Origin of the sequence: Coprococcus sp. AF19-8AC, assembly GCF_003603115.1 — a bacterium.
GTDB lineage: Bacteria > Bacillota > Clostridia > Lachnospirales > Lachnospiraceae > Coprococcus > Coprococcus aceti.
Genome location: NZ_QTMI01000001.1, coordinates 557568 through 582591 on the forward strand (window position 1 = coordinate 557568; position 25024 = coordinate 582591).

Genomic DNA, 25024 nt, shown 5'->3' on the forward strand with positions numbered 1-25024 from the left:
CTTATTCCCTCCCGGTGCCTTTTCCATTTAATATGTCTTGAAGTTCCTTTATATCATCAGCACTAAGCTCATCACTAGCCACAAACGCAGAAACCATGTCGGATATGTGTCCATTGAAAAACTTCTTTAGAAAAGATGAGCTTTCATGTTTTCGATATTCCTCCTGACTGATGACAGGGGAGTAGACGAACATGCGGCCCTTTTTCTCATAGGAGATGGCAGACTTATCAGAAAGTCTTTTGATGAGAGTCTGGATAGTCCTGGGATTCCATGAAGTGGTCTGCAATAGTTTGTCAGTAATGTCATTTGTGCTTATAGGGGCATATTTCCATATAACCTTCATAACTTCATATTCAGCTTCGGAAATCTGGGGAATGTGTTTCATAGATTATACTCCTTTAATACTACGTTTGTAATAACAGTATAAAGATTATGGGGTGGGGTGTCAACCTTTGTCTATACATATGAAGAAACTCTCCCAAAAGGCTTGTTTAGCAGAGTATATAATTTTCAAACACAGGGTAATATACTCATATACAGGCTAAGGAGGTATATGAGATGATATCACCAGACACAATAAAGCTGCTCAGGGAATGTGATGCCGGGATCAAGATGGGTGTTTCGTCTATTGATGAGGTGCTTGGGTATGTGCACGCGGCGAAGATAAAGAAGATACTTATAGAATGTAAAGAGGAACACGATGCAATAAAACAGGAGATACAGAAGCTGCTGGATGAGTACCACGACGATGGCAAGGATCCAAATCCAATAGCCAAGAGCATGTCCTGGATCAAGACAAATGTGAAACTCATAGTGGATGAGTCGGACAATACCATAGCGGAGCTTATGACGGATGGCTGCAATATGGGTGTGAAGTCGCTGAACAAATATCTGAACGAATACAATGCAGCAGATGACAGGGCGAAGGATAAGACGAAGAGACTCATAGAGCTTGAGAAGAAACTCTGCGAGCAGATGCAGCCTTTTTTATAAGTGCTGGTTGACTAAAAAAGTTTTATTAAATATACTTGTAAATATGAAAACCCAACATGTCTGTAGATGACGCGGATCATGTTGGGTATTTATTGTTTTAGTGAAACAGAAAAAATTGATACAAGAAGGAGAAGATATATGAACAGGCAGGTTTACAACCCTTTTTTGCCGTTGAATGAGTACATACCGGACGGCGAGCCGCATGTATGGGGCGACAGGGTTTATCATTATGGATCTCACGATAAGGAGGGCGGTTACACGTTCTGTATGCAGGATTATGTGGTGTACTCCGCGCCGGTAAAAGATCTGACAAGCTGGCGATGCGAGGGTATTACATACAGGGCGAGCCAGGATCCGGCATACCCGGAGCTGAAGTATATGTACGCGCCAGATGTCGTGAGGGGAAATGACGGCAGATATTATCTGTATTACTGTATGGGCGGTGACTACGGTTACGGCGGATATACAGGTCCGATCAGTGTAGCTGTGTGTGATACACCGGCGGGCAAATACGAATATCTTGGTCATGTGCAGTACAAGGACGGTACTGTTATGAAGAAGTACATTTGCTTTGATCCGGCAGCCATGAATGATGACGGAACCATCAGGATATTCTACGGCACCCAGTACGGATACGAGGAGGAGCCTGATTTCCTGACAAATGGCAGGCTGTGCGATGAGGTATCCATGTTCGGAAGAACAAAGGATGATATACTTGGCTACAAGGACAGCATCATGGGACCGATCATGGTGGTGCTTGAGGACGATATGCTGACGGTTAAGGAAGAACCGAGGCACATCATACCTTACGCCGTGAAGGGAACATCATTTGAGGAGCATCCATTTTTCGAGGGTTCATCCATGAGAAAGGTGGGAGACAAATACTACTTTGTTTATTCGTCATGGCAGAACCATGAGCTGTGCTATGCTGTGAGCGATTATCCGGATCACGGATTTACATTTGGCGGAACAATAGTGTCAAATGGCGATGTGGGATATAAGGGAAGAAGTTTAGAGAACAAGCTGAATATGACCGGGACCACGCACGGAAGCATAGAGTGCATAGATGGTCAGTGGTACGTGTTCTATCACAGGCTCACACATAAGTCGGACTACAGCAGACAGGCCTGTGCCGAGAAGATCTATATAGCTGCGGATGGACATATAGACCAGGTGGAGGTTACGAGCTGCGGTCTGAACGATGGCCCGCTTGTGGCAAAAGGCACGTATCCGGCAGTGATAGCATGCAACTTGACAAATGGACATATGCCACACGGCTCCAACAGTATATATACGACAGAATTTCCAAATGTGACGAACAAGGGTGAGGATAGATTTATTGCGGAGATAGAGGATGGAACACTCATGGGGTATAAGTATTTTGCGCTTGAGGGCAGCAGTACATTTGGCGTGAATGTCAGATATGAGACGGATGCCAACAAGGTGGTGTATGAGGGACCTGTCAGGGTAGACGAGAGATGCGAGAATCAGGAGCAGCTCAAGGATGAAAACAACCTGGCAGGAAATAAATCAACAAGCATGGATGGATCCTGTGATATCAATGCGGATGGAGTGAATGATAAGAGGTGTTCTTCGTCAGATGTGCAAAATCATGGATACTTTGACATATGCGTGACAGAATATGGTGAGAGTATCGGAAGAATAGATATACCTGTATCTGAAGATATCTCAGAGACAGAGTGGAGATGGTGCGAGAACAGAGTGGATTTCCCGGAGGGAGTCCACGCGTTGTATCTTGTATACCGTGGCAGAAGAAAGGTTCAATTAAAAGATATCCGATTTAGGTAAAATATTGAAAGAAGAGGGAGAATTATGAAGAAGTCAAATGGTGCGGCACTGATACCTATATACGTCTTTCTTGTCCTGTATCTGGGACTTGGAATACTGTTTGAGTACGTGCTGAAGATCCCGATGGGATTTTACAATATTCCAATAGTGGTCGCCTTTATGGTGGCGATATTTGTGGCATGTCTGCAGAACAGAAAGGTAAGCTTTGATGAGAAGCTTCAGATCATGGCAAATGGACTTACAGACAAAAATATTATAACCATGCTGCTCATATTCCTGACGGCGGGAATATTTGTGGGAGTCGTGGGGCGGAGCAGTGCCGAGAGTGTGGCATACTTTATGCTGAGTATCATTCCGGCGAGATTCTCCGTGGCGGTTCTGTTCGTTGTAGCATGCTTTGTATCAACAGCTATGGGAACGTCTGTTGGAACAATAACACTTCTGACGCCTATAGGAGTTGCGGTTGCCGATGCGTCAGGATTTAATCTGCCGCTCTGCGTGGCGTCCATCATGGGCGGTGCGATGTTCGGAGATAACCTGTCGTTCATATCGGATACGACCATAGCAGCATGTAATGGTCAGGGGTGTGCCATGAAAGATAAGTTCAGGGCAAACTTCTGGATAGCATTTCCTGCGGCGATTGTGACGCTCATAGTAATCTTGGTTAAGTCATTCAATACTGAGATAGGCGGAGTAGTGCACCATGATTACAATATGATACAGATCATTCCTTATGTTCTGGTACTCATAGGAGGAATAGTGGGATTTAATGTGTTTGTAGTCCTGATAGTTGGAATCGTGTCAGGCTCCATCATCATGCTTGCCACAGGGCAGACGGCAGCAGTGGATCTCCTGACGAATATGGGAAGCGGTGCAGCGGGAATGTTCGAGACGAGTATGGTAGCTGTACTTGTGGCTGCCATGTGTTCACTCATCAGAGAGTATGGCGGATTTGAGGCGCTGCTTTCGGCTATAAAGAAGGTGTTCAAGGGTGACAAGGGAGGTCAGCTCGGAATCGGACTTCTGGTTGGAGCCATGGACATAGCCACAGCCAACAATACGGTCGCGATAGTCATGGCAAATCCGATAGCAAAGGAGATGGCAGAGGATTATGGTATATCCCCGAAGAGATCAGCGTCGCTGCTTGATACATTTTCATGCATATTCCAGGGAATCATTCCTTACGGTGCCCAGATGCTGGTTGCAATATCAGCGGTGTCGGAGCTGGGACATGAGATATCAGCATTCCAGATAATTCCAAATCTGTTTTATCCAATACTTCTTCTTGTCAGTTCGCTTGTGTGGATGCTTATAAGAAGTAATGACAAAACACATCTGGCAAAGAGACGGTAAAGAATATAAATTGACGAGATTTCGCAATATAATAAATAAATATTCGAAAAAACACGCAAAAAAGCAAGAAAAATCTTGAAAATGCGTGTTTTTTCGTTTTTATTTAAGAATTTTTATGCTATAATTTACACTTGTGAATTATAAATAAAAAAACAGGAGGAGAAACATGGACGCATTCACAAACTTTTTAGGCAAAGTTGATGATATTGTCTGGGGCTTGCCACTCATAATACTCATCATCGTCTGCGGAATCTATCTGACGATCAGACTTAAGTTCCTTCAGATAGTTCATCTGCCAAAGGCACTGAGATTCATGATTAAGAATGAGGAAGACGGTACAGGAGAGGTGACGAGCTTTGGCGCGTTATGTACAGCACTTTCAGCAACTATCGGTACAGGTAATATCGTAGGAGTAGCAACAGCTATAGGTATCCTTGCCGGTGGTCCCGGAGCACTTTTCTGGATGTGGATCGCAGCGCTTTTTGGAATGGCAACAAAGTATTCAGAGGGACTGCTTGCTGTAAAGTACAGAAAGATTGACGAGGATGGACACGTTCTCGGAGGACCTTTCTACTACATTGAGAATGGTATGGGTCACAAGTGGAGGTGGCTTGCAAAGATATTTGCATTCTTCGGAGCATGCGTAGGTCTTATGGGTATCGGTACATTTACACAGGTAAATGGTATTGCTTCTGCAGTTCAGGCTTTCTTTGATCCTGACAAGGCCAATACAGTATCAATCCTTGGAAATGACTACTCAATAGCCATCGTCATCACAGCATTTATACTTGCAATCCTTGTAGGACTTGTCGTAATCGGTGGAATCCAGAGAATATCAAAGGTTTCTCAGGTTATAGTGCCATTCATGGCAGTTCTCTACATTGTGGTGTGTCTGGTTCTTATCATAGTTAATATAAATAAAGTTCCAGCTGCATTTGCAACAATAGTCAAGTGCGCATTTAAGCCTATGTCATTTGCAGGTGGTGTTACAGCAAGTCTTGCAATTGCCATGCAGAAGGGTGTTGCACGTGGTATCTTCTCGAATGAGGCTGGTCTTGGTTCTGCACCTATCGCAGCAGCAGCCGCTCAGACAAAGGAGCCTGTTCGTCAGGGACTTGTAACAATGACAGGTACATTTATTGATACTATCATCGTATGTACAATGACAGGTCTTTCAATCGTTATGATGGGAAGCTGGCAGGATGGCAGCCTTGAGGGAATCGCAGTCACAACTGATGCATTCCAAAAGGGACTTTTCTTTATGCCAGGTCAGGTTGCAGCATTCATCCTGATGATCTGCCTTGTATTCTTCGCATTTACAACTATCCTTGGTTGGGACTATTATGGTGAGAGATGTCTTGAGTACCTCACAAATGGCAGCAAGGTTTCAGTTCAGATCTATCGTTGGTTATACATACTTTGCGTATTTATCGGACCATACATGACAGTTAAGGCTGTATGGACTATCGCTGATATATTTAACGGACTTATGGCGATTCCGAATATCATAGCACTGCTTGCACTCAGCAGTGTGGTTGTGGCAGAGACAAAGGATTACTTTGCACGCCACAAGGAACTGTAGGGGTCAATAGAAGTAAATATTTATATGTAATAATTGGGGAAGCACCTATCAGCAGTCAGGCAAAATTTTGTCTGGCTGCTTTTTTGCTTACAGTAGAATTGACCAATATGGAGCTGGTCCTAGAAAGTAAGTTTTGCGATAGATGATAGGGAAACTCTGTATTGTAATATTTAATGGAGGAGTTTATTATGGGAAATACAATAACATTTTTACTTATAGTATTGGGAATTATGTTCTTGAGTGGCATTGCTATGGCAATACTTGCGCTATATTTCAATATCAAGAGGAAACATCCAATATTTTCAATCATATTTTCGATTATACTAATACCGCTGATTTGTATTCCGATACAGTTCACTGTTGGTTTTATGATTTCACGATTTATGTTGATAATTGTATTGATATATAGTGTGGCAATGATTGCAATGGCGGTAAAAAATTTCAAAACAAATGAATGAAATTGGATATATCAATTAAGTATTGAATATTATTGTTTGCTATAAGGTGTCTTCCCATCGATATATGTTTGGCATGAGTGAGGCTTGATGCTAATATAATATCAAAAGGTGCTACCGATAGACGGTCAATATCTTGGCTATCCCGTATATGATGATGGCTATGTTGTGCTGCTGGTAGTGAATTTTTCAGAAAGCATGATACATATTCTTCGATTTTTGCATCAGCAAGAGAAAACGCAGGAAGTGGCAAGGCTGTCTTTTATATAGAAGAATAATACGATGCAAATGGCATCCGCAAACACATCATCAGGTCTTAGAAGATGTGTTTGCGGGTGCTTTTTTATTTGCGGGAGTTTTTTTGATTTATAAAGCAATAACAGTTGACAATAAAGTTAGTAACGACTAACATTGTGGTTGTTAAGAGAATTGGATCAGGGGGATGTAACAAATGATAGGTTCTGAGACTATAAAAGAAACACTGCACAAGACGGATTGTGTCTTATATCCGGTTGGTGACAGAAGAGATAAAGTTGTCATTGTGTTATCAGGCAGCGAGGGCGGTCTGGAGCATACAGGAAAATGGAGGGAAAAGTTGTGAAAAAACAGTTTTTTGAGATCGAGAAGGACGGATTCTATGGAACATATTACGAGAATCCAAATGGGGCTGACTGTGCATTCATAGGACTGTTTGGAGACGATCCGAATGATTTTATGGCGAAGTGCGGAGCAAAGTGGCTGCACAAAAATGGTGTGAACGCACTCTGCATATCTCCCGGAAAGAAGAATTACAGCCATGTAAATAACCCGCTTGAGAGAATAGAGACGGCTATTGCATGGCTGAAAAGTCATGGAAACCGGAAAATAGGAATCATGGGAATGAGTACGGCTGGCATGGATTCCCTGGTTGCGGCGTCGTATTTTCCTGATATCACATTGACATTTGGACTTACGGCAAGTGACTTTGTATGGCAGGGATTTGAACAGGGTAACAAAGACGGATGTAAGGAATGGCCGATACCGGATGCATCGACTCTTTCGTGGAGAGGAGAGCCTCTTGCTTACATGCCATTTGTGTATGAGCATCCTGTGTACTGGCAGAAAATCGAGGAGGAGACAAAGGGCTCCGGCGACATTGAGCGCAGTACCTGCCTGTTTATTGATTCGGAAAAAGTCAGGGAACACACAGAAGAGGAAATGATCAAGGTTGAGAATATAAAGGGAAAGCTGTTTCTTATTGGCGCAGATGACGACTCATTCTGGGAGGCGGGCAAATACATCCGCAGAATGGATCAGCGACTGAAGGAACGTCCGCATACATGTGAGTATGTGCCGCTTGTGTATGAGCACGGAACCCATTTTGTGCTGCCGGAATCGATGCTTCGTATGGCACTTCCGGTTGGACTGAAATTCGTCATGAAGTTTATATTCAAGGCTGCAAAGGATTATCCAAATGAGTGCGAGGCGACGAGAAAGGATATAGACAGAAGACTCTCAGCCGCACTTAAGGAATGGATACAGGAATGAAGGAGGCCAGCTTCATCGTACCAAGACTCTTGGACAGGGGGATGAGTGCTGTAATTTCCATGTCACACGGATACAAGGACGTTAAAATGGACTATAGTCCAATAGGAGAAGGGGCTTTATGAAGAAATCAAAATATACATATCTGAAGGATGGATTTGAGGGGATCTTATATGACACAGAAAGTGAGGATGACAGGCTTCTGATCGTCATCCAGGGACTAAAAGGACTGGAACTGCCTGAGAAGTATGCCGGGCTATTTGCAAAGAAGGGATACTCTGTTCTTGCCATGACATATTATGGTGCACCGGGACTTCCGGATACCATGAGGGCGATCCCTCTGGAGATGTTCCAGACTGCTATTGACCGCATGAAGAAGTACGGATCAGGAAAATACAGAAGGTTCGGTATATATGGCAATTCCAAGGGCGCGGGAATGGCGCTGCTTGCTGCTTCGGTCGTGCCGGATATAAGTCTGGTTATAGCGGCATCGACATTTGGACATATCATGCAGGGTAGCGGCAAGGCTGATCTTGATCCTTGCAAGGCGATGGTTTCCTATCGTGGAAAAGACTTTCCGTATGTGTCAAATGCACATATGTTTTCCAATTTCCTGAAAAGATGCATAAAGGAACATCATATGCGCGTGCTGTACTTCTTTGAAGAGTGGGAGAAAAATGGAACGATAGAGAATGAGATCCCGGTTGAAAAGATATGCGGTGACATTCTTTTCCTCACATCGACCCACGATGAATCTGTGCCGTCAAAGCATGACTCGGAGCTGCTTATGGAGAGACTTAAGCGTGAGAACTTTACGCACGGTTACAGGCATATAAATTCGGAGACAGGCAGTCACAATCTGGGATATTTCCCGGTGAACAATGGCGCACTGCCTAGAGAGAAGAAATTCCCGCAGGAATGTCAGAAGGCGAGGGAAGATACGCTGGAAATCATATTGAAGACTCTCAGTTCGTGGAGTGTAGCAGATTTATAGTTTAAAACTAATCGAGAAGTGCAGTTTGACGAGAAAGACAATCAATAAAAAGCGCATAATATTTTCGCAAATCAAAAGAAAACCAGGAAAAAGATACAAAATTATTAGAAATTGTATCTTTTTCCCGGTTTTTATTATTCTAGCGAAAAATTTATGCACTTTTGAATGCTGAGCAAGCTTGCTAATCCACGAACCGGCAAACAGCAAGCTAAATAAACAGCCATGCCGCCAAGAAGCAGCATCTGCCATCAATCAGCAGGGCCACCTGAGCGGCAAAGCCGCCCGCGCCCGATATTACTCAGCGTCCTTTATCTCACTGTGAAGCTCCTGCAGTGACTTCACATCGCTGTCGCCATGTGCCTGAACGTACAGGATACCCTTTGCGGTTGCTCTTGCGCCTGCAATTGTAGTCACATAAGGAATCTTTGCCTTGATGGCAGCCTTTCTGAGGTAACTGTCATCGTGGGCACTTTCCTTACCGCTTGGAGAATTGATTATCAGGTCTATAGAGCCATTTGTTATAAGGTCATTGATATTTGGTCTGCCCTCCTGGAGTTTTTTGACTTTCTCAGCTTTAACTCCGGCAGCCGTAATTATGGCATATGTTCCGCTTGTAGCAAGGATCTTGAAACCTGCTTTTTCGAAAAGCTGAGCGATTTCGATAACCTCATCCTTGTCCTTTCTGTTTACAGAGATCAGGACAGTTCCGCTTGTAGGAAGGAGAGTCTGTGTAGCCTCCTGAGCCTTGTAGAATGCCTCTCCGTAGTAGGTTGAAAGTCCGAGAACCTCACCTGTAGATCTCATCTCAGGTCCTAAGATCGGGTCAACCTCTGGGAACATGTTGAATGGGAATACAGCCTCCTTAACTCCGTAATATGGTATGTGCTGCTCCTTGAGAGCTGGAACAGGAGATGGTCTTCCTGTGAGCTCTGATGTGATGATATCAGTAGCGATAGGAACCATGCGCACGTTACATACCTTTGATACGAGGGGTACTGTACGGGATGCTCTAGGATTTGCCTCGAGAACATATACCTTGCCTTTCTCAATAGCGTACTGCATGTTCATAAGACCTACGACATGCATTTCCTCAGCGATCTTCTTTGTATATTCCTTGATAGTAGCAACATTCTCAGCAGTGATGTGTACTGAAGGAATGATGCAGGCTGAATCACCTGAGTGAATTCCGGCAAGCTCGATGTGCTCCATAACGGCAGGAACAAATGCGTGAGTTCCGTCGCTTATGGCATCTGCCTCACACTCAAGGGCGTGATTCAGGAATCTGTCTATAAGTATAGGCCTGTCAGGTGTGACACCAACGGCAGCTCTCATATATCCGTCAAGGCTCTCGTCATCGTATACGACCTCCATACCACGTCCACCGAGAACGTATGATGGACGGACCATGACTGGATAGCCAATCTTGTGAGCAATCTTAAGTGCCTCGTCAACAGTAGTAGCCATACCAGATTCTGGCATAGGTATCTCAAGCTTATCCATCATCTCACGGAAGAGATCTCTGTCCTCTGCAAGATCGATGACAGCAGGAGATGTACCGAGGATCTTTACGCCGTTCTTCTCAAGGTCAGAAGCAAGGTTAAGAGGTGTCTGACCGCCGAACTGTGCGATGACGCCCACTGGCTTTTCCTTGTTGTAAATGCTGAGAACATCCTCAAGTGTAAGTGGCTCAAAGTAGAGCTTATCTGATGTATCATAGTCAGTTGAAACAGTTTCTGGATTACAGTTTACTATGATAGTCTCAAATCCGAGCTTCTTAAGTGCCAGTGATGCATGTACGCAGCAGTAGTCAAACTCGATACCCTGACCGATTCTGTTAGGACCTCCGCCGAGGATCATAACCTTTGGCTTGTCCTCATTTATCGGATTGCTGTCAGGTGCATTGTATGTGGAGTAGTAGTAAGCGCTGTCCTTTGTTCCACTTACGTGTACGCCTTCCCATGCCTCAGTAACTCCGAGCTCGATTCTCTTATTTCTGATGTCCTCCTCAGGAATCTCAAGAATCTGGCTGAGGTATCTGTCTGAGAAACCGTCTTTCTTTGCAGTGGTGAGTGCCTCGTCAGATGGGAGAGTGCCCTTATGTGCTGCGAGTGCTTCCTCTTCCTCAACGAGTTCCTTCATCTGCTCAACGAAGTAGTGCTTAACCTTTGTTATATCGAAAATCTCATCTACTGTAGCACCCTTTCTGAGCGCCTCGTACATGATGAAATGTCTGTCGCTTGATGGATGTGCAAGCATGCGCAATAGTTCATCCTTGCTCTTTGTATTGTAGTCCTTGGCGTAGCCGAGACCGTATCTTCCTGTCTCAAGGCTTCGGATAGCCTTCTGGAATGCCTCCTTGTAGGTCTTACCGATACTCATAACCTCACCTACGGCACGCATCTGGGTTCCGAGCTTGTCCTCAACACCCTTGAACTTCTCGAATGCCCAACGTGCGAACTTGATAACCACATAGTCACCGTCCGGAACGTATTTATCCAGTGTGCCGTACTTACCGCACTCGATATCCTTGAGGGTAAGTCCTGTTGCCAGCATGGCTGACACAAGGGCAATAGGGAATCCTGTAGCCTTTGATGCCAGAGCAGAAGAACGGGATGTTCTAGGGTTGATCTCGATTACGATGATTCTGTCAGATACAGGGTCATGTGCGAACTGTACATTTGTTCCACCGATGACCTCAACAGAGTCAACGATCTTGTATGCCTGCTCCTGAAGTCTCTTCTGAACGTCCTCAGAGATTGTAAGCATAGGAGCGGAGCAGAATGAATCACCTGTGTGTACGCCGAGAGGATCGATGTTCTCGATGAAACATACAGTGATCATATTGCCTTCGCAGTCACGTACAACTTCAAGCTCAAGCTCCTCCCATCCGAGGATTGACTCCTCAACGAGAACCTGACCTACAAGGCTGGCCTGGAGACCTCTTGCACAGACAGTCTTGAGCTCCTCCTTGTTGTATACGAGTCCGCCGCCGGCACCGCCCATGGTGTATGCAGGACGAAGAACAACAGGGTATCCGAGCTGATCTGCGATGGCGAGAGCCTCATCTACAGAGTAGGCAACCTCGCTTCTTGCCATTTCTATTCCGATTGCGTTCATGGATTTCTTGAATTCGATTCTGTCCTCACCGCGCTCAATGGCATCTACCTGAACACCGATGACCTTGACATTGTATTTGTCTAAGATGCCTTCTTTTGCAAGTTCAGCACAAAGGTTAAGTCCTGACTGTCCTCCGAGATTTGGAAGAAGAGCGTCAGGTCTCTCTTTTGCAATTATCTGCTCAAGTCTCTTGACATTGAGCGGCTCAATGTATGTGACATCAGCTGTCTCAGGATCTGTCATGATGGTAGCAGGGTTGGAATTGACCAATACGATCTCGTAACCAAGCTTCTTAAGGGCCTTGCACGCCTGAGTACCTGAGTAGTCGAACTCACATGCCTGACCGATGATGATTGGACCAGATCCTATTATCAGAACTTTGTTAATGTCTTCTCTTTTTGGCATATCTTTCTCCTTATTGTAAAATGATTCTTGTTCAGAGCGAGAGCACTGAAAACTACATGAAATCACACAAAATAAAGAAGTATTTTAATGTGATTTTAAACATTGCCGGACATCGTTTATTTTCTTTTATAAAAATGCCCAAATTATTGTTATTATAAAGTATAAGAGCCCAAAAGTACATAGCTAATAAGGAAATAAATTGAAAAAATGAACTGAAATATGAAATGGATCAAGAATTAAATTAAAAAGAATTATATTAAAAAGAAACAGGGAACAGCAGATAACGGTCTAAAAAAAAACCGGCAAGTATGAAATGCCATACATGCCGGATAAACTGCGATATTACAATCTGTCTTAAAAAACACAGATAAAATGTCTTATAACACCTTTGAAAGAAAATCCTTAAGTCTAGGATTCTTAGGGTTGCCGAAGAATTCCTCCGGTGTACCGGATTCAAGAATCTGTCCGTCGTCAATAAATACGACCTTATTGGCAACCTCCCTGGCAAATCCCATCTCATGGGTAACAATAATCATTGTCATGCCTTCATCTGCAAGAGCCTTCATGAGATCAAGAACCTCACCGACCATCTCAGGGTCAAGAGCGGAGGTTGGCTCATCAAACAGAATGACATCAGGATTCATGGCAAGAGCACGGACGATGGCAACACGCTGCTTCTGACCGCCTGAGAGAGTAGATGGATATACATCCGCCTTGTCCTCCAGACCGATCCTCTTCAGGAGTTCCTCAGCCTTTGCATGTGCCTCGTCAATTATCTCTGATTTTGTTGTTGTGATTTCCTGCTTTGTCTGCTTTTCCTTGCGGAAGAGATTGGTGACAGGAAGCAGAAGATTATGCCGCTTTGCCTTTTTCAGATCCTGACATCTGACATAGACAGGTGCAAGCATGATATTCTGTATAACAGTCTTGTTGTTATACAGGTTGAAATGCTGGAAAACCATACCCATATGACGGCGGTGTATGTTGATATCAACCTTAGGGTCTGCTATATCAACACCGTTGAATATAATCTGGCCGCCGGTAGGATCTTCCATACAGTTCAAACAGCGAAGAAATGTACTTTTACCAGAACCTGAAGGGCCGATAACAACCATTATATCGCCTTTGTCTATGGTGATATTGATGCCGTTTAAGACCTTGTTATCACCGAAGCTTTTTTCAAGATTAATGACGTCTATCACTCTTTCTCAGGCTCCTTTCCATTAATTTGATTCCCAGGCTGATGAGAAGCACCATCACGATGTAGATAAGTGCCATGACCAGATAAGGGACCATGAATTCGTAGCTGTTACTTCCGATGTAGTTGAATGCAACGTAGAGATCAGTTGCTCCGACAAAACTTACAACTGAAGTCTCCTTTATTAAAGAAATAAATTCATTTCCAAGGGTTGGCAGAATATTCTTGACTGCCTGAGGTATAACGATTTTGAGCATGGTAGTTGAAAAACTGAGTCCCATGGCACGTCCACCTTCCATCTGACCTGGATCAACGGAGAGTATACCACCACGCATGATCTCTGAGATGTAGGCACCGCTGTTGAGTCCGAATACAAGCATAGCCACCTGAACTCCTGTCATGTGTCCTCCCACTATAGGAAGAAGAACATAGTAGAAGAGAAGAAGCTGTACAACCATAGGTGTTCCACGGAAGAAACCTACATATACACTGCAGATTGCATCCAGAACTCTAGGCAGACGCTTGTACTTTGGAATTACCCTGACGGTAGCTATGAGGGTACCGATTATTATACCGATGATAAGACCGGCAATGGCTATTATCACAGTATTCTTCAGACCCTCGACTACCTTAACATACCCGTTGTTGTCGATGAATATTTCTATGAACTTTTGTATTTTTGTAGAAATGTCTCCCATGAAATATCCTTTCAAACATAATTGGCGTTAATACTAAAATTACTAAATCCGAATTAAAATTTACTGCATTGCGTTAAGAGCAGCAGTGATGCTGGCTGCAGGAGCAGCATCGATGATAACATAGTTGAGGTTACCATTTAAAAGATCCTGAACTGCAAGAGAACCGTTCTTGTAGCCTGTTGAAGTCATAGCAAGCTTTGTGAATCCCCAGTCTGCGTCACCCTCGCAGTAGAACTGTCCGGTAGTACCTGTCTGGAAACCAATCTTCATGTCTGAACCCTTAGCCTGAAGGATCTTGTTGACATCATCAGCTGTCTTGCACTCATCAAACTCTGTATTGTCTGATGTAACGATAAGCTTCTGAGAAGCCTTGTAGTATGAATCTGAGAAGCTTACATACTCCTCACGGTCTGGCTTTATAGTAAGACCTGCCATAGCGATATCACACTTGTGCTGACCAACTGAGAGACATACAGCATCGAAATCCATGTTCTGGATAACGAGCTCCTTGCCAAGCTTGTCTGCGAGAGCCTTAGCTATCTCCATATCGACACCATAGTAGTTCTCACCCTTTGTATACTCAAATGGCTCGAATGCAGCATTGGTTGCAACTACAAGCTGATCCTTGTTTGCATCGAGTGTTGCTGACTCAACTGCAACAGGCTCGCCATCGCCGAAGTAGTGATTGCAGATCTCTTCAAATGTTCCGTCTTCGTTCATTGACTTGATGAAATCGTTAACCTGTGTTAAGAGCTCAGGCTGTTCCTTGTCAACACCGAAAGCATACTGCTCGTCTGTAAGGTCAATCTCGATGACCTTTGCAGTCTTCTTTGATGAAGCACTCCCTGAACCTGCCTCCGAAGAATCATCCTTGCTTCCACATGCAGTAAGAGCTGTCATAGCCAGAACTGCTGACATTGAAATTGCTAATAATTTTTTGAGTTTCATTTTTACATCTTCCTTTCATATTTTATCTGAATAAATATACCATTGTGTTTCAAAAAAAGCAATTAATATATGAAAAAACTCGTTCCAAAAGCAGGAAAAAGTGAGATACCTAATAAAAACAGGCTTTTATTCACGATTTATAAATAAACATTGTTATATGAATAGTATTTACTATATAATACATTTGTACCAATTAAAAAAATGAAACTCATATTTAAATATGAAGAATACAGGGAGGTAAGATTATATGAGATACGAGATCAAAGGAGGCATGATGCCTGTGGTTGAGATTGTGCTGGAGGCAGGAGAGTCAGTGAATTGCGAAAAGGGTGCAATGGTATGGATGTCTCCGAATATGCAGATGCAGACATCAGGTGGCGGAGTAGGCAAGATGTTCACCAGGGCCATATCCGGTGAATCGATGTTCCGAAATACATATACGGCTCAGGGGGGGCCTGGACTGATAGCATTCGGTTCAAGCTTTGTGGGGAATATAATGGCGGTTGAGATAGGACCTGGCAAGGAGATAGTTTGTCAGAAGTCAGCATACCTTGCATCGACACCGGGGGTGAATCTGGAGATAGCTTTCCAAAAAAAAGTTGCAGGCGGTTTTTTTGGAGGTGAAGGATTTATCATGCAGAGGATTACAGGTCAGGGAATAGTGTTCCTTGAAATCGACGGTTCTGTTGTGGATTACATGCTTGCACCGGGACAGCAGATGGTTATTGACACAGGTTATCTTGCAATGATGGATGCAACATGTTCCTTGAACGCAGAGACAGTAAAGGGTGGTGCCATGAATATGTTATTTGGAGGAGAGGGATTCTTCAATACAGTGGTAACAGGCCCTGGCAGAATAACACTTCAGACCATGCCAAAATCGCAGCTTGCCGCTGAGATAGCATCCATGATACCATCCAAATAACCGCCAGAGTCATATAGTTAAGTCCACTACCAAAAGAACACTGCAGCATCTTTCAATGTCGGTCAACTTGAAAATAAAAAGTTAAATATATAATTTTGACGAAAATATAGTCGGATTTAGTGTTTGAACTTAGATTTTTCAACCAAAATTTGCGAAATACTACAAACTTATGCGATTAAGGTCTAGACAACCGGAGAAATAAATTATATGATACAAGGGTTGAACGTTAGAATCGTCTATTTAATATAGAACGTTTTGACGTGCAACCCGGACATATAACTATAACATTGTTAGGTAGCAAGGGAGACTTTTATGAAAGCGTACAGTGAATTATCAAAAGAAGAGTTAATGGAACTTAGAGAGCAGCTGCTTGCGGCATATGAGGAGAAGAAGGCTCTTGGCCTGAACCTTGATATGTCAAGAGGAAAGCCATCACCAACCCAGCTTGGAGTATCTGTTGGTCTTATGGATGTTATCAACAGTGATTCTGATATGAAGTCAGAGTGTGGCATAGACTGCAGAAACTATGGGTGCCTTGATGGAATTCCAGAGGTCAAGAGACTTATGGCTGAGATGATGGGAACCACTGAGGATCATATCTTCATCGGTGGTAACGCAAGTCTTACTCTTATGTTTGACACTGTATCAAGAGCATATACACATGGAATAATGGGAGAGACACCTTGGTGCAAGCTTGACAAGGTGAAGTTCCTCTGCCCTGTTCCAGGATATGATAGACATTTTGCTATCACAGAGCATTTTGGAATAGAGATGATCAACATACCTATGTCAGAGACAGGTCCAGATATGGATATGGTTGAAGAACTTGTAAATTCAGATCCAACAGTAAAGGGTATATGGTGCGTGCCAAAGTACTCAAACCCACAGGGAATCTGCTACAGCGATGAGACAGTAAGAAGATTTGCAAATCTCAAGCCTGCGGCTAAGGACTTCAGGATCTTCTGGGACAATGCCTATGTCATCCATCATCTGTACGAGGACAATCAGGTAGAGATACTTGATATCATCGGGGAGTGTGAGAAGGCAGGCAATCCTGATATGGTATTTGAGTTTGCTTCAACATCAAAGGTAAGCTTCCCTGGTTCAGGAGTTTCAGCTATGGCTACATCACATGCAAATCTTGAGGATGCCAAGAAGCATTACACAATACAGACCATAGGAAACGATAAGGTAAATCAGCTCAGACATGCAAGATACTTCAAGAACCTTGACGGACTCAAGGAACATATGAAGAAGCATGCAGATTTCATGAGACCAAAGTTTGAGGCAACTCTCAAAGTCCTTGAGGAGGAGCTTGACGGACTTGGAATCGGTTCATGGATCAAGCCTCTCGGCGGATACTTCATATCATTTGATGCTATGGAGGGCTGTGCAAAGGAGATAGTTGCAAAGTGCAAGGAGGCTGGAGTTATTCTCACAGGTGCAGGAGCAACATTCCCATACCACAACGATCCAAAGGACAGCAACATCAGGATCGCACCTTCATTCCCTACACCGGAGGAGATGCAGCAGGCAACAGAGATATTTGTTCTCTGTGTAAAGCTTGTAAGTGTTCAGAAACTGCTTGAGGTGTAAAGGCGACTTCTGTGCAACGACTCCGCGGGCTATATCAATTAAAGAAATACAATTAAAAAAAGTAATAATGGTCAAAAAAGATCTCATTCATATGGATGAGATCTTTTTTTGACCATTCATATCATGACTGTTTGACTGATTTTACGACTATTCAATCAGCAACGACCAAATGGATAATAAAATATGAATGGCGCAATCGGTTGAAATGTTCTTATTATACATAAAGTCACAATATGTTCATAAATTAGCCATAATTTTGGCGATTTTTCATCATTGATATATCACAATTAGGTATCTATAATCTAGAGGTGATAAGAATAGGTTTATTGTGTCGTAATCTGACATAGAGAGCAGGGAGGTGGCTGGTTGTTTAATTATTATATATACAGATCCTACTTCAATGCCAGGCACAGCTTCAACGGTGACAGGGAGAAGATGCACGGGCATTCATTTACGATCGTCACATATATAGGAATGAAGGACCAGAGTGAGGATATACCTTTCTTCAAGCTGGAGGCGATAGTTTCGGCGTTCATAGATCAGTACAGAGGCAAGTATCTGAATGAGCTTCCTGAGTTTCAGGGGTGCGAGAATACGCTCGAGACGATTGGCGATTATTTCTATGAAGAACTCAGACAAAGACTTGAGAAGAATGGAATGGAGCTTTATCAGCTTGATATATCCGAGAATCCGCTCTGCGTGTATCAGGTGTCAGACAGACTGTTGCTGCCTACTATGAATATGGATACGAGTAACAGGAATTATCAGAAGATATTTGACGACATACTGAGACTTGAGAGTATGACAGGAGCAAACAACTTACAATAGATTTTACTACAAGAGAAGGCGTGATTATATGAAGAACAGAAGAACTAAAATGAAGAGACTTACAGGAATTATAACTGCGATATGCATGGTGATCATCTTTTCGGGTGTTTCCATATTCGGGAGTCAGGCACAGACATTCTCCGATGGAAATGGCGGCAGCATGGAAGTGACAACGGATGGCGAGTACATCTATCTGGAATACAGTGGTTCGTGGACTAATTACATTCAGCAAATATTTGATATATCTGTGAATGGACAGACAGCTCCGGGGGCATTATCCAAGTTGGTTATTAACACAGGCAACAATGGCGATGGTTCATCGTTTAACGTGTTAAATGCATGGTATCAGGCAATCGACGGCGCTACTGGTTATACGACAAATACCGGCGCATCGTCATCTGGCTGGGGATATGCGGATATGTCCTGGAGTGCAAAGGTGCCAGTTAGCACATATGGAACGGATGTACGGAATATAACAATAGGCTGGAATGGCAATACGGCTGAGCTTGATATAGCAGGTGACAGTTCATCATCTGAGACGACTACAGAGGCTGGAAGTGAGGCAACCACGGAGTCTGCGGATAACAGTACAGAGGAGACTACTACCAAGGAAGTTACAGAGGATACCACGGAGGCCACAGAACAGGTAACAGAGAGCACTACAGAACAGACAACCACTGAGGTCAGCACATCAGAGAAGGCAACGGAGAATGCCACAACAGAAACTGGAACTACAGAAGAGATAACAGGGCCTGTCACATCAGGACTTGTGATCGATGGATATTATGGTGAGTGGAGTCAGTATCCGTCAGCGGATATAACATACAACAGTAACAATGGTTACTCGACCCACAAGGGACAACTTGCAGTGGAGAATGGAAGACTGTATGTACACTTCTCCATGAACGATCTGTATACATCCCAGATGCAGTTCCAGTTGTGGAATATCACAGTGGATGGAAAATCATGTGTACTTAATATACTCCCTGTAAATTCCAACGGATCCATAAACTGGGGTGGACAGACCAACGGCTTTGGAGCCGGAATATACAGGAATTTCGGAGTATTTGCAGGCTATTACAATGATGTGGATGGCGATGTGGCATTTACGGTATATGATCCTGTACATACTGAGACAGGCAAGGGTGATGAGATAGAGTTCTCCATCTCACTTGACAAGTTAGCCGATTACCTTGGCATAAAGCTGGATCAGGGTGCAACCATCACTGTGTCCAACCCGAATATAGGTGCAGAGGGAGTTACCATAACCGGAACACCTACAGGCCCTTGGGTCGGCGCTGCCATAGCCCTGCTCATGGCCGTAGGTGGAGTAATAATATATAGAAGAAAGAGAATCTAACCGGCTGAATGTTATAGCAGGATGTGAATATAAATGAGAGGAGGTGCACACCGATGATGAATATAGTTTTTGTTATAGTATTGGCACTTTGGATATATATATTGACCGTGCTGAAACGTGGAAAACTGGATTTCTGGTATTTTATAACCGGAAGCATAGGACTTTTTGTGTTCATGCTCATCAAGGTGGAGCCTGTCGTTCTTGTACCTCTTCAGAAGAGCGTGTCCGCTGTTGCTGGCATGTTCGGAGACATGACCGGTATATATGAGGGATACTTCAACAAGAATATAGTGTTCATAGCGACCGGTGACGCCAACCTGTCCATGTATATAGACTACGAGTGTTCAGGAATAGTGGAGATGCTGGCATTCCTTTCACTTCTGTGGTTCTTCCCCATGTACCATACATACGAGAAGGTGGTGCTCAGTATAGTTGGACCGGCTCTGATATTTGCGGCAAATGTACTCAGGATATTCACCATATGTCTCATTGTCCATGTGTTCGGCGGAGGTTCGTACTTCGTTGCCCACAGCATAATAGGACGTCTGGTGTTCTATGCATGTACTGTGCTTTTGTATTTCTTTGTATTTACAAAGGCTCAGATCATCAGACAGAAGGTAGGAGGTTTCAGATATGACACTGATAACACAGATCTTTCATAGCTCCATACTTTTCTGGGCGGCATGGGTCATCATACCGATCGTCATGGAGATTATACCTACTATTGGCAATTTTTTCATACTGATAAAGAAGAAACTGGTGTCGAGGAAGGAGAAGGCGATCAACTTTTCACCGGAGATAACACTTATCATACCTGTGTATAATCAGGAACATAGCCTTCACAGATGTATAAGCTCCATAGATGCGTCAAGTTATCCTAACAGCAAGATATATATACTTGTTGTAAATAATATGAGTACGGACCGGAGCTTTGATGTATTCTGCAAATGTCAGGAGGAATTCCCAGATCTGACAATGAACTGGGTAAATTCAAAACAGGGCAAGTCTAAGGCTCTCAACCTGGGGCTTTTCAACAGCTACGGCAAATACATCATACACATAGACAGTGACGGTGTGCTCCAGAGGGATGCCATCAGGAACATGGTGACCAAATTCGAGAGGAATCCTGACATCGACTGCATGACCGGAACGATCATGACCAACCCCGAAATGGTCGATGATACCGACAGATTTGGACTCAGACTGCTTAGAAAGCTGGAGTTCTTTGAATACTGTCAGGCGTTCCTTGCTGGCAGGAATTTCCAGTCGGAGTTCAATAATATATTTACTTTATCAGGTGCTTTCTCAGCATTCAGACGATCAACCATCATGAAAACCAATATGTACAATACGGATACTGTGTGCGAGGACACCCATGTAACGTTTCAGATAAGGGATGTGCTCGGAGATAAGGTAGCTCTGTGCAGTGAAGCTATATTTTATGTTGATCCAATAGAAGATATGAACAGACTATATATACAGAGACAGAGATGGCAGAGGGGCGAGATAGAGGTTGTCCACATGTTCATGAAGAACAGGATGAACGCTGTGCGAGGATTTTTCTCTGACTTCATTGTGAGACTGGTTATGTTTGATCACACATTTGCATTCCCGCGTATGATATGGTACTTTGCGCTGATATGCCTTGGAATATTCCAGGATTATCCGTTTGCGCTCATCATAGATTCAGTCATAATCATGTATCTTTTGTATGTGTTTACCACAACACTGCTATATATATGTATAAGTCTTTTTCTGAGTCCGTTTAAACAGCTCAGAAGATATTACATGAGAAAATGGTATCTTGTATTCCTGCTTCCTCTGTACAACTTTGTCGTGTTCTGGTTCAGATTTGCAGGAATAATCAACTCCATGAAGTCTAAGGGAAGCTGGAAAATGCAAAATTTCAGCGAGGAGAGACAGACGGCGTGGAGCATCATAAAGCATGACTTCCGCTGGCTTGGAAGATTGGTGTACAAGGTGACAGGAAGGAGAAAATGTCATGAGCAGGAAAGCTGAAAAGAATAAGACATATAGAGGACGAGTAGTGGCAGCTTTTGCTGTTGTTCTGTTCATGATAGCTCTGGAAACCATATACTATGGTTATCACATGAAAACCAATAGAGACAACATCCTTTCAGCGTATAAGGACGACCAGCTGCAGACGGTATCTATTCTGGCTGAGAGACTGGAAGGTTTGAGTGAGAAAGATATGGAGTCAGTCATAAATGAAGTAGTTGATGTATCCGGTTCGGAATGGGCGTTCCTTATAGAAGAGGATGATATCATGTTTATCAAGGATACGGCAACCACGGCGGAACTGTCTAACATGACTGCATCAGGTCTGGATGAATATATGAGCGAACAAAGGGGAATAGTCAGTACGGCTGCTATTGCCGGATCTGGTTACGTTGTCGGGATATATGCTGACAGGTCATATGTTCTTTCGTCATACGGAGTGAATGATTTTGAATTCTATATCGTAATAGCTGTGATAGCAGCCTTCCTTGTCCTTGGCGGCATGGTTATAGAGTATGCCGGCAGGATAGGACATATGGGCAGAAAGGTTCAAAGATTAGAAGATGAACTTACAGCGAGAAATGAGAAATTCGATGAATATGAGAGACTTACAGAAAGCTATGGGGAAGAGTTAAGGCAGAAGGATATTGAGCCTGCAGATAAAAAATCAGGTAGATATTACGATATGGAGGTTGTGGACTCTCTGCTCTCAAAATCGACAGATTCGGAGCTTTATCCGATCACTTTCTTGTTCATAAGTGTTCAGATGGGAGATCGTTATTTTTCAAGAGATGAGATATTCGGGATAATGGATTTCATAAAGGGCTGCATGGGATCTAATCATGTGACCGCAGAAATGTCAAAGGGCAATTTTGTTGTGCTTATGTATATGACAGATATGTCAACGGCTGAACAGATACGTGATAAGATGCTTGAAAGCTGGAAAAGAACCTCAGCAAATGAAGCGGGGGTCGAGATTAGAACAGAACTCAGAGCTGTCACAGACGGCGATGATCCGAGAAAAGTATTCTACGGGGAGGAGATGAACAGATGAGATTCAGACAATACAAATTCAAATTCTACCTCAATGCCAGACATGGAATATATAAAAATGGAGTACTTGGGGAGGTACATCCTCACACATGGGAGATTGTCATAGATGTTGTCAAGGGACGAGATGAGACTGTAAAGTTCCATCATCTGGAGCACAGAGTTGAAGAATTTCTGAGCAGATATCAGGACAAGACTTTGAATGAGATTGCACCATTTGACATGATAAATCCCACACTTGAGAATATGTGTGAGTATTTCAAAGATGAGCTGACCGAAATACTCAACAGAAACGGCTGGATATTCCTGATGATGGAGATGAGTGAGTCACCGTCCATGTCATATGTGGTTAGTCTCATTGATGACAGTTACACCGAAGAGATGCAGACCATCAATTCTCTGGCGGACAGGATATTGAAAGAAATAAAGCAGAGCCGTGATGAGACTATAGACAGGATTTATAGCGATATGTATAATAAATAAAATAGTTGACAAAATGATCGGTATGTTTTAACATAACGGTGTTATTAAACGTAACGCTGTTATGTTATTTTATATTATAATTAAATGGGTGAGGATTATGGCAAAGAAAATACAACATGACAGCGAGACGAGGAAAGAACTTCTAAAGTGTGCCAAGGAAGAGTTCATGGATAAGGGATTTATGGGTGCGTCACTTAGAAATATATGTCAGAAGGCAGGAGTTACAACCGGAGCTTTATATTTCTTTTTTAAGGATAAGGACGATCTGTTCTGCAATGTTGTGGGACACATGATGGACAGACTCAATGCTGTGTTAACCGAGCATTTTTCCGTTGAGGTGGACGAGATGAACAATGGCATGGCATCAGACCACAATGAGGGCAGTGATTTTGAGTCGGCCAGGAACATAGTGCATGAGATTTATATGCATAGAGAAGAAGTGCTTCTTGTTCTTACGAAGTCACAGGGATCCAGCATGGAGAGCATGCCAGACAATATAGTGGATCAGATGGATGCACACAATGCATTTATATGTGAGGCGATGTGCAGGGCTTATGGAACACCGATGGTTGACAGGAATGTGGTACATTGGATGTCTCATTCACAGATTGATATGTTTATATTCATGGTGACACATATTGACAATGAGAAGGATGCCTTGAAGTTCGTTGAGACAGGTATGAAATATCTGATCTCAGGCTGGTATGGCCTGGTTAAGCCGTGGCAGGATTCAGAATAAGATTTGACCGGAATAGAAAATTGAAAACAGTAAAATGAAAAATGTGGTACAGGGGAATCAAATTCCCATTATGTCTTATTACAGGTCTTCCGAATTACTGGGAAGACCTAAAAAAAGGCTTAAACCATAACAGCGTTATGTATGCAAATGAACATTTGAATAGCTGCTAAAGTGTAATGGATTGCTATAAAAAATAAAGTAAATGAAAATTAGAACAACGAGGATATCATAAAGGAGGAAAAATTATGTATTTGGAAGTGTCAGGAGTAAAGAAGAGCTATGGAGAGGGTGGAAGTTATGTTCAGGTACTCAAGGGTATAAACACGGGTGTTGAAAAAGGACAGATGTGTGTTATACAGGGAACGTCAGGTTCAGGCAAGTCAACACTTCTGAACTGTATAGGTGGTCTTGACACCATGGATTCAGGTTCGATAAAGGTTGACGGAACAGAGATATTTGGTATGACCAACGACCAGCTTTCGGACTACAGACGTGATAATCTGGGATTTATATTTCAGTTTTATAACCTTGTTCCAAACCTCACTGTGAGGGAGAACATACAGGTGTGTGAGTATCTGACAGATAATCCGCTTCCTATGGATGACTTGATCGAGACACTGGGACTTACGGAGCATCAGAACAAGTTCCCTTCACAGCTCTCAGGTGGACAGCAGCAGAGATGCGCCATAGCGAGAGCACTTGTGAAGAATCCAAAGCTTCTCCTCTGTGATGAACCTACGGGTGCACTTGATTCAAAAACATCCAGAGATATACTTGTTCTTCTCGAAGAGATAAATGTGAAGTATGGGACAACCATGCTGATAGTAACCCACAACAATTCCATCAAGAACATGGTGCACAAGGTCATATTCATAAAGGATGGTCTTATAAGCAAAGAGTATGAGAACAAAGTGAGAGTTCCAGCGGCAGAATTGGAGGACTTGTAAT

General features: G+C 43.2%; 23 protein-coding genes. 18 read left to right on the forward strand and 5 right to left on the reverse strand.

Going from position 1 to position 25024, the window contains the following annotated elements; genetic code table 11:
- Position 1: 1 nt before the first annotated feature.
- A complete protein-coding gene (locus tag DWX57_RS02535) occupies positions 2–385 on the reverse strand; it encodes a BlaI/MecI/CopY family transcriptional regulator (protein WP_120122980.1) in 384 nt (127 codons plus the stop codon).
- Positions 386–558: 173 nt separating this feature from the next.
- Here DWX57_RS02535 and DWX57_RS02540 point away from each other — a divergent pair, with 173 nt between their 5' ends.
- The 8 genes from DWX57_RS02540 to DWX57_RS02570 all read left to right on the forward strand — a co-directional run bounded on the left by DWX57_RS02540 (position 559) and on the right by DWX57_RS02570 (position 8710).
- Positions 559–993, forward strand: coding sequence for a hypothetical protein (locus tag DWX57_RS02540; protein WP_120122981.1), 435 nt, complete (start codon positions 559–561; stop codon positions 991–993).
- Positions 994–1131: 138 nt separating this feature from the next.
- Positions 1132–2802 carry a family 43 glycosylhydrolase gene (locus tag DWX57_RS02545; protein ID WP_120122982.1) on the forward strand — a complete coding sequence of 557 codons (1671 nt, stop codon included), beginning with the start codon at positions 1132–1134 and terminating at the stop codon, positions 2800–2802.
- A 24-nt stretch (positions 2803–2826) separates the two neighbouring features.
- The gene (locus DWX57_RS02550; RefSeq protein WP_117548858.1) at positions 2827–4155 is read left to right on the forward strand and encodes a Na+/H+ antiporter NhaC family protein; all 1329 of its coding nucleotides are present in this window, start codon (positions 2827–2829) and stop codon (positions 4153–4155) included.
- 166 nt (positions 4156–4321) lie between these two features.
- Entirely contained in the window at positions 4322–5737 is a 1416-nt protein-coding gene (locus DWX57_RS02555; RefSeq protein WP_120122983.1) for an alanine/glycine:cation symporter family protein, read from the forward strand.
- A gap of 188 nt (positions 5738–5925) precedes the next feature.
- Entirely contained in the window at positions 5926–6195 is a 270-nt protein-coding gene (locus tag DWX57_RS02560; RefSeq protein ID WP_117548860.1) for a hypothetical protein, read from the forward strand.
- A 448-nt stretch (positions 6196–6643) separates the two neighbouring features.
- Complete coding sequence (locus DWX57_RS14040) at positions 6644–6793, forward strand: hypothetical protein (RefSeq protein WP_165852746.1); 150 nt, start codon at positions 6644–6646, stop codon at positions 6791–6793.
- Positions 6790–7719 (forward strand): acyl-CoA thioester hydrolase/BAAT C-terminal domain-containing protein, encoded by a 930-nt coding sequence (locus tag DWX57_RS02565; RefSeq protein ID WP_330514318.1) that lies wholly within the window; start codon positions 6790–6792, stop codon positions 7717–7719. The genes DWX57_RS14040 and DWX57_RS02565 overlap by 4 nt, the downstream gene beginning before the upstream one ends.
- 118 nt (positions 7720–7837) lie before the next feature.
- On the forward strand, positions 7838–8710 hold the full coding sequence (locus DWX57_RS02570; RefSeq protein WP_120122985.1) for an acyl-CoA thioester hydrolase/BAAT C-terminal domain-containing protein: 873 nt from the start codon (positions 7838–7840) through the stop codon (positions 8708–8710).
- Between the two features lie 294 nt (positions 8711–9004).
- On the opposite strand, the gene carB is transcribed toward DWX57_RS02570, so the two are convergent.
- From carB to DWX57_RS02595, 4 genes are all read right to left on the reverse strand, one after another.
- Positions 9005–12232, reverse strand: coding sequence for a carbamoyl-phosphate synthase large subunit (carB, locus tag DWX57_RS02580; RefSeq protein WP_120122987.1), 3228 nt, complete (start codon positions 12230–12232; stop codon positions 9005–9007).
- A 377-nt stretch (positions 12233–12609) separates the two neighbouring features.
- On the reverse strand, positions 12610–13434 hold the full coding sequence (locus tag DWX57_RS02585; RefSeq protein ID WP_120122988.1) for an amino acid ABC transporter ATP-binding protein: 825 nt from the start codon (positions 13432–13434) through the stop codon (positions 12610–12612).
- Entirely contained in the window at positions 13418–14128 is a 711-nt protein-coding gene (locus DWX57_RS02590) for an amino acid ABC transporter permease (RefSeq protein WP_004853031.1), read from the reverse strand. Before DWX57_RS02590 ends, DWX57_RS02585 begins: the two co-directional genes overlap by 17 nt.
- Positions 14129–14188: 60 nt before the next feature.
- Entirely contained in the window at positions 14189–15076 is an 888-nt protein-coding gene (locus DWX57_RS02595) for a transporter substrate-binding domain-containing protein (protein ID WP_120122989.1), read from the reverse strand.
- A gap of 247 nt (positions 15077–15323) precedes the next feature.
- On the opposite strand from DWX57_RS02595, the gene DWX57_RS02600 reads away from it, so the two are divergent.
- From DWX57_RS02600 to DWX57_RS02645, 10 genes are all read left to right on the forward strand, one after another.
- Entirely contained in the window at positions 15324–16001 is a 678-nt protein-coding gene (locus DWX57_RS02600; protein WP_120122990.1) for a TIGR00266 family protein, read from the forward strand.
- Positions 16002–16313: 312 nt separating this feature from the next.
- On the forward strand, positions 16314–17597 hold the full coding sequence (locus DWX57_RS02605; protein WP_117548867.1) for an aminotransferase class I/II-fold pyridoxal phosphate-dependent enzyme: 1284 nt from the start codon (positions 16314–16316) through the stop codon (positions 17595–17597).
- A 366-nt stretch (positions 17598–17963) separates the two neighbouring features.
- On the forward strand, positions 17964–18425 hold the full coding sequence (locus DWX57_RS02610) for a 6-carboxytetrahydropterin synthase (RefSeq protein WP_117548868.1): 462 nt from the start codon (positions 17964–17966) through the stop codon (positions 18423–18425).
- A gap of 28 nt (positions 18426–18453) precedes the next feature.
- Positions 18454–19785, forward strand: a complete 1332-nt coding sequence (locus DWX57_RS02615) for a Firmicu-CTERM sorting domain-containing protein (protein ID WP_120122991.1) — start codon at positions 18454–18456, stop codon at positions 19783–19785.
- A 53-nt stretch (positions 19786–19838) separates the two neighbouring features.
- Positions 19839–20447: an exosortase family protein XrtG gene (gene xrtG, locus DWX57_RS02620; RefSeq protein ID WP_120122992.1), complete on the forward strand. Its 609-nt coding sequence runs from the start codon at positions 19839–19841 to the stop codon at positions 20445–20447.
- Positions 20419–21804 (forward strand): TIGR03111 family XrtG-associated glycosyltransferase, encoded by a 1386-nt coding sequence (locus DWX57_RS02625; RefSeq protein WP_117548871.1) that lies wholly within the window; start codon positions 20419–20421, stop codon positions 21802–21804. The genes xrtG and DWX57_RS02625 overlap by 29 nt, the downstream gene beginning before the upstream one ends.
- Positions 21788–22858: a hypothetical protein gene (locus DWX57_RS02630; protein ID WP_120122993.1), complete on the forward strand. Its 1071-nt coding sequence runs from the start codon at positions 21788–21790 to the stop codon at positions 22856–22858. The genes DWX57_RS02625 and DWX57_RS02630 overlap by 17 nt, the downstream gene beginning before the upstream one ends.
- On the forward strand, positions 22855–23337 hold the full coding sequence (locus tag DWX57_RS02635; RefSeq protein WP_120122994.1) for a 6-carboxytetrahydropterin synthase: 483 nt from the start codon (positions 22855–22857) through the stop codon (positions 23335–23337). Before DWX57_RS02630 ends, DWX57_RS02635 begins: the two co-directional genes overlap by 4 nt.
- Before the next feature lie 97 nt (positions 23338–23434).
- Entirely contained in the window at positions 23435–24076 is a 642-nt protein-coding gene (locus DWX57_RS02640; protein ID WP_165852747.1) for a TetR/AcrR family transcriptional regulator, read from the forward strand.
- 245 nt (positions 24077–24321) lie between these two features.
- A complete protein-coding gene (locus tag DWX57_RS02645; protein WP_120122996.1) occupies positions 24322–25023 on the forward strand; it encodes an ABC transporter ATP-binding protein in 702 nt (233 codons plus the stop codon).
- Position 25024 lies beyond the last annotated feature (1 nt).